Origin of the sequence: Coleofasciculus sp. F4-SAH-05 (assembly GCF_040222985.1) — a bacterium.
Taxonomy (GTDB): Bacteria; Cyanobacteriota; Cyanobacteriia; order Cyanobacteriales; family Coleofasciculaceae; genus Coleofasciculus; species Coleofasciculus chthonoplastes.
In genome coordinates this window covers 1-12,529 of sequence record NZ_JAVKBY010000103.1, presented here as the reverse complement: position 1 = coordinate 12,529, position 12,529 = coordinate 1, and the positions used below count along the sequence as shown (strand labels likewise).

Below are 12,529 nucleotides of genomic sequence, written 5' to 3'. Positions count from 1 at the left end.
TTAGCTTATCCGGCGATAGGTTCCCCACGCTCTAATCTTCGATTGAGCGTGGGATGAATCGCCAGTTTATTATTGACAACTTGCTTGTTGTCAGCTAATATTAATTCTCTGGCGATAAGCAAGAAGTGGGCTCTTGCGTATTCCCCACTATAAAACGCCGGAAGCGTCGTTCTGAAACGGAACCCCAAAGGAAGCCTACAACCTTACCCGTAGGGTCGGTGTAGGAGGACGTCACAAACCATACAGCTTGTTAGAGACATACCGGGTATGTCTCTACTTCTCAGGTAAGAAAATTTTCTGGCTAGTGCAAATTTGCCAATATTGGCTAAGGGATAAAGGGGGTTTCAAACGCGGATTGGGTATGACAAGGACTTCGCAATTCTTGTCATTAAGATTACAATATATAGCGATCCTAAATAGATTGTGGCAATTTTCTACATGGGTTTCGAGCCGTTCACTTGTTACATCCTATTTATGCTTGCTATAGCGCTCTATTGTCATTCTGGCAAAAGAACGATCAAAGCTGATTGCTGAAAGCTATAGCTGCCAAGCATTTTGGCGTTAAGAAACTGATAGAAACTCATGAAATAGGGACTTCTATATTTAGTAATTAAAGATACTAAGTATAGGATGTTGCTGACTTCTATAACTTCTAATTTATTTTTCATATCTTCAATGAAACTTTATCAAAAGATGCCGGATATTATCTTACTTGGACAGAAAGGTTAATTGAATCAAACAGATAATGCTTGTTTCATTAGTCTCGGGCTACCAAGTGACTGAATCTGAATCCATTAAAATGTATTAGGAGCAAAAAAATGCCGATTGACTCTGACAAAATGACCCGTATTCTCCATAACTTTGTCTCTAAGGTCTCTGATGTTGAAGGAGCTGCCGTGGTAACTCCAGATGGTTTGCCACTTGCATCCAGTTTACCCGGTGGTATTGATGATGTGCGGATATCTGCCATGTCAGCTACGATGCTGTCTCTGGGCGAGAAAGTTGGAGCTGAACTTGCTAAAGGTAGCATGGATCAAATCAGCGTTGCCAGTGGTGAAGGGTTTAGCATTTTGACCAATTGTGGTAACGATGCTGTTTTAATCGTACTCGCTGGAAAAGATGCCAAACAGGGTGTTTTACAGTTAGAGATCCAGCGTATCGTTAATGACTTGAAAGTGGCGATGAGGTAGTCTATTTAGCCAATTTATAAATTGACCAATTTGCGAAGCAAATTGTAATTTTTATCCCCCAAATCTCAGAATAAGATGTAGCCAAAGTTTGTCTATAAACTCATTAAATAAGTGGGGCTGCATGAAAATTACAGTAAGTTTCTAGTAAATGGGTACAGTCTTTTTAAGAAGACAGACTCAAGTCTCTATCGTCTCTCTTGTTAATCATCAAGAAGGGGAAGGATATTCCCTTTTCTGTAAAGTCTGAATCAATCCAGTTTCAAGCTTCACACGATGAGTTTTAACCTGAGTTGGACATTGGTTAACCAACTCAGTTAAAAAACAATCAAGGTATGGCATCTCCAATACAGGGACATCCATCAAAAAACATCTAAGATTGGACTCGTTGGTAGCCTTAAATCAAACCAACGTTTATCAACCAGTCAACTGACACGATGTACTGTAGGAGAAATGACAGCGATGAAATGGAAAGCGTTCATTGCCGAATTTATTGGTACGTTTGCCTTAATCTTCATTGGAGTCGGCGCAATCGCGGCAAACCATATTACCAAAGGAGGCGCCGGACTAACGGGTATCGCTCTCGCCCATGGATTAACGATTGCGGTTATGGTGAGCGCCACAGCCACCGTCAGTGGTGGACATCTGAATCCCGCTGTGACATTTGGAGCATTGCTCACCGGTAAAATTGATCCCAAAAATGCGGGTGGATATGTTGTCTTCCAGTGTTTAGGCGCAATTTTTGCCGCTAGTCTGATTAAACTGAGTATTCCCATTCAGGTTTTAAATGCCGTCAGTATGGGAACGCCAGCACTGGGATCAGGAATTAGTCCCATTGCTGGAGTGGCGATGGAGTTTTTTCTGACATTTTTCTTAGTGTTTGTTATCTTCGGTACCGCCATTGATCCCCGCGCTCCCCAAGTTGGGGGCTTGTTTATTGGCTTAACCGTAGCCCTAGATATCCTTGCTGGAGGTCCTATCAGTGGAGGGGCGATGAATCCAGCACGGCATTTAGGACCCGCTTTATTAGGTGGAGGACTTGGTAATATTTGGGTGTATTGGGTGGGTCCCTTATTAGGGGGAGCTGCTGCGGCTTTACTGTACGAACTCACTTTGGCAAAATCTTAAAACTTGTCAATAGCCAAGGGGTTAGATCCCGGGTTGATTGACTAACAGTATGCTCTAGTATCGGGCGACCCGAGTTAATTGAGTGGACTTGCGTTTTTATTAATCTCAGCGGGTCGCCCCTACAGGAGTCTAAATACACGTTATTAGACAAGCAACTGAACCATTGAATGAATTACGCTGTGTTGTTATGGAGTAAAATAAATGAAATTTTTACGGGTGATTGTTGCCGGTCCTGTTAGTTCGGGGAAATCTACATTCGTGAAAACGGCTAGTGACACTGGCGTCATTGAAACCGAACGTTTCGCCACTGATTCCACATCTTTGTTGAAGCCTCAAACGACTGTTGCCTTTGACTTTAGTCGCCTGATCTTCAGTCCGGAAATGGAACTGCATCTCTACGGGACTCCTGGTCAATCCCGCTTTGAATTTATGTGGGATTTATTAATTCAAAGAGCTGATGCTTACATTTTGTTAGTAGCAGCCCATCGTGGGGATGATTTTTCCTCAGCTCGTGAAATTCTTGCCTATATGCACCAGCGTGTACAACTGCCGATGATCATTGGTCTTACTCATACCGATTGTCCAGACAGTAAGTCTGCAGAAGACGTGATCAGGGAATTAGGTTGTCTCGATGACGAAACATGTCCAAGCATCGTGACAGTTAATCCAATGGATAAAACCTCGGTGCTGAATATCCTAATGATGATAAAATCTCATATCCTTAAAGAGGTTGACATTAGCTAATTTTATGTCATTACAGATAAAAAATTCACCATTTTAAGTAGATTTTACGCTTATAGCTGGCGTTTTATGAAAATTTGAGTCAGGATAGATTTAAAGGGATGTCTATATTTTTTTCAGAGTAAAACCTGAATATACTAGACATAAGAATAGGTCATTTGAGTCTGTAGTCCCTGTCTGTAAAACCCAACCCATTTCCAGCTTAGTAAGTAGGTAGACACAATTAACCTGAACGGTGAAGAAGTTCCTCCCCGTTAACTTTAATTGTCCCCATCTACTTAAAGCGGAATGTCGCTAACTTAAGCTGGTTTCCGAGTAGGCACGAAACGTTCCAGAAGCGAAGACAGCGCTGACTACAAACTCTAAAGTCAGTGCCATTCTACTTAAGCGCGAGTGATGATGATCGTTTGGCGATAAACCATTGGAGCAATCGATGAGTGAAAATCAATCACGGTATGAATTACACTTTCATGGTCTAGTACAAGATGCGGTGACAGTTGAACCCAGTCAAGCGCAACAGATTTATCAAAATAGTTTGACGCAACCGACGTCCAGCTATCAGTTACCTCTGCAACTGGCTGATTTTACGGGGCGTCAAGGGGAACTGGAACGCCTCACTGGGGTGTTAAAGCAGGCAATATCAAGTCCAGAACTCCAGGCGGCGATCGCACTGATTACAGGTGTCGCGGGAGTGGGCAAATCGGCTTTAGCGGTGCAAGTTGCTCACCAGCTACAATCTGAGTTTCCTGATGCTCAACTTTATGTCAACCTGCGCGGGAGTGAAGGACAACCTCTCGACCCCTTAGACGTACTTGCCGGGTTGCTGCGGGTTTGGGGGGTAGAGGATCAGTCAATACCTCAAAGTTTGAGTGAACGGTCTCAACTGTATCATTCTGTGATGGCAGGGAAACGGGTATTACTGATCCTGGACAATGCCCGCGATGAGTTTCAGATTCGTCCTTTACTCCCTGAATGTTCCACTTGTGCTGTTCTAATTACTACTCACCGTCAAATTAATGGGTTGGAAGAAGCGACGATTGTCGAGTTACCGGTGATGAGTGAACCCGAGGCGCGATCGCTCTTGGAAAATATTATTGGCGCAGAGGTAATCGCGGCTGAACCAGACGCCACTCAACACATTATTACTCAGTGCGATTATCTGCCGTTGGCGCTACGGATTACAGGCGGTTTTCTGCGCCAATCCCCCCACTGGCAATTGGCGGATTACGCCAGCAAGCTGGAACATGAAAAGCAGCGATTAGCACGAATGCACCTGAGTGATTTGTCGGTGCGCCCTAGCCTGGTGCTGAGTTATCAGTCATTGGATGAAGCCTCGGCGCGTCTGTTCCGGTTACTGGGACTTTTAGTCGGTGTCAATTTTGAGGCGGAAGTCGCGCCGAGGTTGTTGGAGGTGGAACCTGCGATCGCGCAGCAAGCTTTTGATACTTTAGTGGCATGGCAGCTTGTCACGCCGGTGAGTCAAGGGCGCTACCATTTCCATGATGTGGTGCGCCTGTTTGCCCGGGGACAGTTGGCGCAGCAGGAACCGGCTGATGTTCGCCAAGCGGCGCGATTGCGGCTAAGTCGTTGGTATCTGGAAACGGCGAAGGTTGTGGATTTGGCGATTAATCCAGAAACTCGCCGCTCCTTTGTCCAATCTGTGGTTAAGGGAAAAGATCAAGCGCCGACAGAGCGTCGTTGGCTGTTGACGGCTCTCTACTGGTTTGAAATCGAGCGACCGAATATATTAGCGTCGGTGGAGTGGGCGCATCAAGCGGAGGCGTGGGATGTGGTGGTGTCTCTAGCTCAGAATTTGGTTAATTTCTTTAATACCCATGGGTATTGGGGAGATTGGGAACGCACTCATGGATTAGCGTTGGAAGCCAGTCGAGAATTAGGCGATCGCGACAAAGAGGCGCAGACGCTGATTAATTTGGGGAATGTGTATTCCTTAGAGGGTCAATGGGAGAAGGCAAACCAATGTTATCAGCAGAGTTTGGGTATTTTTAACGAGTTGAGCGATCGCCCCGGAATGGCAAAGACGTTAAGTAATCTGGGAAATGTCTACTTTCAGCAGCAGCAGAACCAGAACGCGATCGATTGCTATCAGCAGAGTCTGTCCATGTTCCAGGAGTTACGCGATCGCTACCGAGAAGGTCAGACGTTAGCCAATATGGGTATTTTCTCTGCTCAAAATAATCAGCCAGAACAAGCTATTCAGTTGTGGCAAGACTCGCTAACAAAACTTCATCCAAACTTGCCTAAGTTTCAACGAGTCGCTGAATGGTTACAGTCGATTAAAGGACAAAGCCTTGAAACCTCTTCTCCCACTCAGACGCCTCAGCCTCAGCGTCTCATTCTTTATTGGGGGGGCGTATTTATCCTGGTGATGAGTTTAATTCTGTCTATCATTATGTTAACGGGGTGAAACATCTAATCCACTGGCTCGTTTTTAGAGCTACACAAATCGATAAATTAACTTCATAAAACTATACATAATTGGCTACAAAAAAATTACCAGATGTTCCGGATTCTGGAGGCAATTAGGGAAAAGCTTGAATAGCCTTAATGGTATAGCTGTCGCCATAAAGGTTAGGACAGATTGAAAGGCTGAAACAACCATGTACACATAATAAACCTTCCTTATGCCCTCTGCCTTTTCCCATTCCTTCAAAATATTCATACTTTTATCATAAAACAAGCAGACAATACTCTAGAAAAATTGCTAAAACTAAAGAAGACTCTATTTTGAGACTTACCCTAAAATCCAGATCAGAGAAAAATATGACCCTGAACGCTTATGATTTTTTGCAAAAAATGCAAGATCGGATTCATTTCACTGAAACCAATAAATCCCTCTTGAAATCCCAGGCTGATTGGGGAAAAGAAATTGCACCAGAGGTAGCCGAACAGTTCTACGCATACTTAGGCAGCGATCCAGAAATGAATGCAATTTTAAATCACACACCTGATCGCATCCATCGGCTCCGGGAAACCTTTGTTCAGTGGTTTTACGAAATGTTTACGGGTATGGAGTCTAAATGGTTAGACAACACTAAGGGTTAGCTAATTAATTTCGGGTGTAGTGCAATTCCGGGTAATTTTATATTTTTTTACAGTAGTGTGCTGTAAATAAGTTACTCGCTTAACGGATCTGACATTCATAAACTTAGGTGAAATACTGCGGAGAAAAATATAATGGAAACAATGCGTCTTGTCGTAACCGGAACAGTGGGTGCTGGTAAATCAACTTTTGTACGAACCTTTAGTCAAACGACAGTAATTGACACAGAACGCAAAGCGACAGATAACACATCGTTAATCAAGAAACGCACAACTGTTGCTTTCGATTTCGGTACGCGCCTTTTAGGTCGGGAGATGGAGTTACAAGTTTATGGGACTCCCGGTCAATCGCGCTTTGATTTTATGTGGGATTTATTGATTCGTCGCGCTCATGCCTATATTTTACTGGTGGCAGCCAATCGTTCTAGCTCTTTTAATGATGCTCGCGAAATTATCTCGTTTATGAACAGCCGAGTCCAAATTCCGATGATGATTGGTCTAACTTGTATGGATTTACCTGGCGCTTTGGGACAAGAGCATATTGCCTTTGCTCTCGGCTTTATGAATGACAAAAACCGACCGCCCATTGTTACAGTAAATCCTAATGAAAAAACGTCGGTGTTTGAAGCATTAATGGTGTTAATGGCTCACCAGTTGTTACAAAGTAGTAAGAGCAAAGGAAATGCCGCCTTGGGAAATGTGGGAGGTAGTCGTCAAGCTGAACCCCTGAAGTCAAGAACGAAGTATCAGTGGCCCAAGCAACAGTTTTCATCAGGGCTATAGGATTTGATACCAAGTTGCGTTGGTTCTAACCTGTCTGATGAGAGCGAAGCGAAGAATCTGGTCTGAACCATCAATGGTGAAGACAGTACAAAATGGCTATCCTTACTACCTCAGCCAAGACGGTGGGAGGGATAGCCGCTTTTGGGTGATTTCCCAGAAAGCTAGACTGAGGTATGATAAAGAGTAGACTTATCTTAGCAAGGGTTAGCTGACTTGTGCGATCGCAGTTGCTCCTTCTCCCGTCGGCAAAATTTGGCTAGTGCCGTGGGGCGGTCAGTACTGACCCGCGCAAATCTCCTAATCTATAAAGATGACAAAATTTTAATACTTTAATTATTGTCAGTATTTTTTTGATCATGACGGGGCGCATCTTACCAGAAGGCGAACAATTGAATTTATCAGGTGAGGACATTTCTGAGTCTGACTTCAATATTCAGCAGGCTCAAGAGGTTATTTATCAATTTTTGCTCAAAATTGTTCATCACAATCCCCCAGAAACTGTATTACAAGAGTTTCGCCAATTATTTATATTTGGTCAAGAGCCGAGTGAGCCTCATGTAAAAACGGCACTTGATACAATTATTGCCAGCAAAAATGACAAAGAATTCAGAAACACTTTAAAACGGTCTTGTTATATTTTAATTAACAACTGGTCTTCAAAACGCCGTTATGATTTTATTCAAAACCTGATTAAATTAGTTGGTGATCCTCCGCTTAAGCGGACAACTATAGCCCCTTCCATGAGTCGGCTAAAAGGATATGTTGCTAATTTTGTTGATAGCCACGATTATCAAGAACTTAAATTATTTTCGGCTCCCTATACTGCTGAATATGAAGCCGAAAAACAGCACTGGAGTCATCGGTATACATCTTATTTATTAGTTCCCCAATATCTGGACTCTCGCAATCCAATTGAACAGCGAGAAACTGCAAAAAATTTGTCTAGACGGCTGAGGAAAAAATTTAAGTTCGATCTAGCCATGTATACGGCTCGATATGATTCTTCTAATTTCAACTCCGAGAAAAAAATTATTAATCCAACTCGTCTAGGTTCTCATGTCATCCAACTGATTAAAAAAATAAGCTCTCGGCAACTGTTAGTTAATTGTCGTAGTTATGCGGAGCAGTTAAGTAAAAATATTAACCAGAAAAAGTATTGTGACTTTAAGCAAGATTTTAAAAAATATTTATTGTTTTTAATAAATGTACCCCTTTATTCAGGAATCATAAATGATTATTTATTTTCTAGATTAGATACTCTTTATGAAAATCATCATGAAAGTCGGATTAGTGGTGACTTGCTGCTACGAACATGTCGGCGAATGATTGAAGTACTAACAACTGAAAATGGTCGAGAACCTTCAACTCTATTTATTTTGTTAACCAATCGTGGCAACCCTTTGACGATAGTCGTGATTCTCCTCAAAATTATTTTACTTTGTAAATATGCTCAAACACATTTGGATGTTTGTATTGCCCAATTAATTCAATATTACGAGAATTCTACAGAAAAAGAATGTCAGTGGTTGATTAATTTCTTGGAAGTTTTCAAGATTGTTTTTGCCATTTGTACCGAAGACACTCAATATAACCTGGTTAAGCTCAGTGATAATGACGGTGAGCCAGATGCTTGTGTTATGGATCTTGAAGAGTATCGCGTCTTTTCCCAGTTAAAAGGAACGGATCTGCGGAGCGCTGATTTAAGAGGAACAGATATCCGTTATATGGATCTCAGAGCAGCAGATTTACGGGAGGCTGATTTGGCGGGGGCTGATTTGAGCAAAGCCGACTTGAGTCTTGCCAAACTTAGTCAGACAAACTTAAGCGGTGCCATACTTGATCGCACGGAGTTAAGCGGTGCGATTCTTCAAGATGCTAATTTGAGCGGTGCGATTCTCAGTGAAGCAAATCTACGTTGTGCTGACCTCCGACAAGCTAATCTATGCTGTGCAATTTTAAAGAGCGCTAAACTGCGCCGTGCTAATCTCCAGCAAGCCGATCTGAGTGGTGCTGACTTAAGTAATGCTAGCTTGAATTCTGCGAATCTAGTGAATGCCAACCTGCGCTATGCTGATCTGAGCAATGCCGATCTCAGTGAAGCCAATCTTAAGGATGTAGATCTCAGGGATGCTAATCTTAGATGCGCTCAACTCAATTGGACTCAGCTAAACCACGCCAATTTAAGTAGTGCTAACTTGGATCGGGCTGACCTCAGTTATGCCAGTTTGTGTCATGCTAATCTTCAGAAAACGGACTTAACTCGCACAGATTTGAGCAATAGTAACCTCAGTAGAAGCGATATGAGCAAAGCTTTGCTACGTCACGTTAATTTGACGGGGGCAAATCTCAATCATGCTAATCTTATTGGTGCCAACCTGTTTAATGCAAATCTCACGGATGTGAAGGTTAAGGGAACTCGATTTGGAAATAATTCTGGACTCTCTGAGCCAATGAAGCGAGAACTCAAACAACAGGGTGCAATTATTGGGTAAAGAGTCCTCAGTTATCAGTTATCAGTTATCAGTTATCAGAGATTAGACAGTGATGCTTCTCGCCGATAAAGCTAAACCCGCCTCCATCTCCCAGATACGCCATAGCACGTCTGGACTATTGCTCCCCCATCTCTTTTATCTCCCTGGCATCCCCGCTCCCCAAGATGCTACGGATTTTGGTTAGAATAAATGTTTCCGATAAAGGATATTTTGGGAAAAGGTTAAACTAGAGGCAGAGACTGTCGCCGCTATGGAGCAGTAGAGACAGATAACCACCAGGATTAGCCAACTCAGATTTTGCCTATTTATGGAGGGGCGCATCATACCAGACAATCAGCAAATCGATTCTTCGGCTGATGGAGAATCAAAGCAGCAACGGATTCAGCAAGCTCAGGAGGTTATTTTTCAATTCCTCATCAATCGAGTTGAAAATGACCCTCCAGAAGCTGTTTTGCAGGACTTTAAGCAGTTATTTTTTTCCAGTGAGTGTACGCAAAATCCAGACGTCGCTCGCTCAATGTATGAGCTGCTTGAGCAAAAGAATGAGCAAGAATTCAGAAATACTCTGAAGCGGTCTTGCTATATTTTAATTAACAATTGGTTGGCAAGTCGGCGCTCAGACTCGATAGAGGAGTTGATTCAAACGCTGGCTAAGGCGAACCTACTTAAATCTACTGTATCTCAGACCCTGAATCGTTTGAGAACGTGGATTGCTAATTTTATTGAAAGCCAGGACTATCAAGAACTTAAAGTCTTTACCTCAAGCCGTACCGAACGTCGAGGGTGGAGTCATCGCTATGCTTATTATTTATTATTACCGCAATATTTAGATTCTCAAAACCCAGTTGAGCAGCGGGAATTAGCTAAGAAAACGGCAAAACGGTTAAAAGAGAAGTTTAAATTTGAGCTAGCAATGTACACCGTGCATTGTAATTCGCCAACCTTTAAAAAGGAACCGCCCCCGAATCCCACTCGACTGGGTAATGGAATCATTCGTCTGCTCAAACAACTGATATCGCGTAAGTTTCTGCACAGTTATTCCCATACTGCTGATGTGTTTGTTCAGCAAAGTAAAACGCTGACTTATCGAGACTTTAAGCAGAAATTACTCGACTATTTACTCTTTTCAACGAGTCCTCACCAGTCGATTGATTTTTTCAAAAAGACCCTGACCGAAAAACTAGAGATGCTCTATGAGTCATACAATGAGGAAACGACGACCATGGAGTTATTACTGCGGACGTGTCGGCGCACCTTGGAATTTTTAACCACAGAAAATGGGCAGGAACCCTCCCCGCTCTTTATCACTCTCACCAGCCAAGGCAGTCCTCTGACAATTGTAATTCTCCTGCTCAAAATTATTTTATTGTGTAATTATGTTCGCACTCATTTAGATAATTGTATTGCCAATCTAATTCGCTATTACGAAAAATATTCGGAAACAGAATGTCGGTTGTTTATTAATTTTTTGGACATTTTTAATGTTGTCTTTGCCATTTATACCGAGAATGTGCAGTTTGATATCGTCAAAATTAAGAAGGGCGAATCAGCGGTTTCTGAGTTGGAGGCATACCGCATTTTTTGCCAATTGAAAGGCGCTGATCTACGCGGGAGCGATCTCAAGGGGGCTGACATTCGCAATAGTGATTTGAGTGCTGCCGATTTGCGGGAAGCAAATCTCAGCAGTGCTGATCTGAGTGAGGCGAATTTGAGTCTGGCTAAATTGGGGGGCGCTAATTTAAGTAGTGCCATACTCATGGGGGCTGATTTAACGGTTACTGACTTGAATTCTGCCAATCTCAATGGTGCTAACCTAAATAACGCCAATCTGAGTCGTTCAAACTTGCAAAACATTAATCTGCGTCGCGCCAGTTTGATTGGGGCGAAACTGCGACATACCAACCTTCAACAGGCGGATCTCAGCCATGGGAATTTGAATCAGGCAATTCTCACGGGTGCCAATCTCAAGAATGCCAATTTACGACAAACTAGCCTCCAGTACGGGGATTTAAGTGAGGTTAACTTGAGTGAGGCGAACCTGAGTCAGGCTAACTTAACAGGTGCAGACTTACAGCGCAGCAAATTGGATCAAGCGACTTTAGAGGGGGCAATTTTAGAACAGGCAAATCTGAGCGGAGCCAGTCTATTCAGAGCCGATTTGAGCCAAGCGAATCTCAGCAATGCTCAACTGAATCAGGCGATGTTAAGGGGAGCCAATTTAAAGGAGGTGCGATTGCGTCGTGCTATCCTCAGTCATGCCAATTTAGAAGGGGCAAATCTAAGTCGCGCTGATTTGAGTCGTGCTGATTTAAGTCATTTAAATCTCAGGGGAGCTGATTTGAGTCATACGTTTCTGCGTCATGTCAACTTGACGAATGCGGATTTGAGACAAGCCAATCTCACAGGCGCGAATCTTTTCAATGCTAATCTGAGTGGTGTGAAGGTTGAGGGAGCTATATTTAAGCAAAATGCGGGATTATCTGCGGCTCAGGGGCGAGAATTAGAACAGCGAGGGGCTACGGTTGAGTTGAGTAAGCTAGAATCTCGCGATCGCAATGTCTGGCGAAATCCCGTTCCTCCACATCCCCTATTGCCGAACCAATCTGAAAATTAGTCATTTGTCATTAGTCATTTGTCATTTGTCATTTGTCATTTGTCATTTGTCATTCGTCATTTGTCCTTTGTTAGGGAGCTGCGTAAAAATAAAGTACCAGTATTTGTAGGGTGGGTTAGGCGGGAACTAAATGATGGCACATAGCCGTTCAATGAACTATCCGCCGTAACCCACCACATTGAGTGGAGGACAACCCGACTAAATTGAGTGAATTTTCTCATTAATCAGGAGATTAAATAAAGGAATTGTGAACCCGTTTAAGTCAGAACCCTTCTGGAATCAGCTTAAAGCCACGCAACGCGATCGCGTTTATATTTTCGACTAATGTAGCGAGCAAGATGCTCGCACTACGGCAAGGATTTCGTCATTATTGACATTAAGGTTTAAACTGAAGTTCCCCCCGTCCAGATGTACTACAGGGGACTGAACTCCTACTGCATAAGCATTTTAGCAATTTAGCCCCCTCAAATCGTACCCATGTATATTTAAGATTTTCTTAATATTCTTAGGAGAGAATCTGT

At 43.0% G+C, this 12,529-nt stretch carries 8 protein-coding genes and 1 pseudogene; all 9 read left to right on the top strand.

Features of this window, described 5'->3' with window-relative positions; translation table 11 throughout:
• The first annotated feature begins 818 nt into the window (after positions 1–818).
• The 9 genes and pseudogenes from RIG27_RS13385 to RIG27_RS13345 all read left to right on the top strand — a co-directional run bounded on the left by RIG27_RS13385 (position 819) and on the right by RIG27_RS13345 (position 12,008).
• On the top strand, positions 819–1,190 hold the full coding sequence (locus tag RIG27_RS13385; RefSeq protein WP_446340698.1) for a roadblock/LC7 domain-containing protein: 372 nt from the start codon (positions 819–821) through the stop codon (positions 1,188–1,190).
• 450 nt (positions 1,191–1,640) lie between these two features.
• Positions 1,641–2,315, top strand: coding sequence for an MIP/aquaporin family protein (locus RIG27_RS13380; RefSeq protein WP_446345840.1), 675 nt, complete (start codon positions 1,641–1,643; stop codon positions 2,313–2,315).
• A gap of 201 nt (positions 2,316–2,516) precedes the next feature.
• Positions 2,517–3,059: a GTP-binding protein gene (locus tag RIG27_RS13375; protein ID WP_446345838.1), complete on the top strand. Its 543-nt coding sequence runs from the start codon at positions 2,517–2,519 to the stop codon at positions 3,057–3,059.
• Positions 3,060–3,489: 430 nt separating this feature from the next.
• Positions 3,490–5,484 carry a tetratricopeptide repeat protein gene (locus RIG27_RS13370; RefSeq protein WP_446345836.1) on the top strand — a complete coding sequence of 665 codons (1,995 nt, stop codon included), beginning with the start codon at positions 3,490–3,492 and terminating at the stop codon, positions 5,482–5,484.
• Between the two features lie 356 nt (positions 5,485–5,840).
• Positions 5,841–6,092, top strand: a pseudogene (locus RIG27_RS13365) (protoglobin domain-containing protein); the annotation flags it as partial.
• A gap of 171 nt (positions 6,093–6,263) precedes the next feature.
• Positions 6,264–6,902, top strand: coding sequence for a GTP-binding protein (locus RIG27_RS13360; RefSeq protein WP_446345834.1), 639 nt, complete (start codon positions 6,264–6,266; stop codon positions 6,900–6,902).
• A gap of 356 nt (positions 6,903–7,258) precedes the next feature.
• A complete protein-coding gene (locus RIG27_RS13355) occupies positions 7,259–9,394 on the top strand; it encodes a pentapeptide repeat-containing protein (RefSeq protein WP_446345832.1) in 2,136 nt (711 codons plus the stop codon).
• A gap of 52 nt (positions 9,395–9,446) precedes the next feature.
• Positions 9,447–9,578 (top strand): hypothetical protein, encoded by a 132-nt coding sequence (locus RIG27_RS13350; RefSeq protein ID WP_446345830.1) that lies wholly within the window; start codon positions 9,447–9,449, stop codon positions 9,576–9,578.
• Between the two features lie 123 nt (positions 9,579–9,701).
• Positions 9,702–12,008: a pentapeptide repeat-containing protein gene (locus RIG27_RS13345; RefSeq protein ID WP_446345828.1), complete on the top strand. Its 2,307-nt coding sequence runs from the start codon at positions 9,702–9,704 to the stop codon at positions 12,006–12,008.
• The last annotated feature ends 521 nt before the right edge of the window (positions 12,009–12,529 follow it).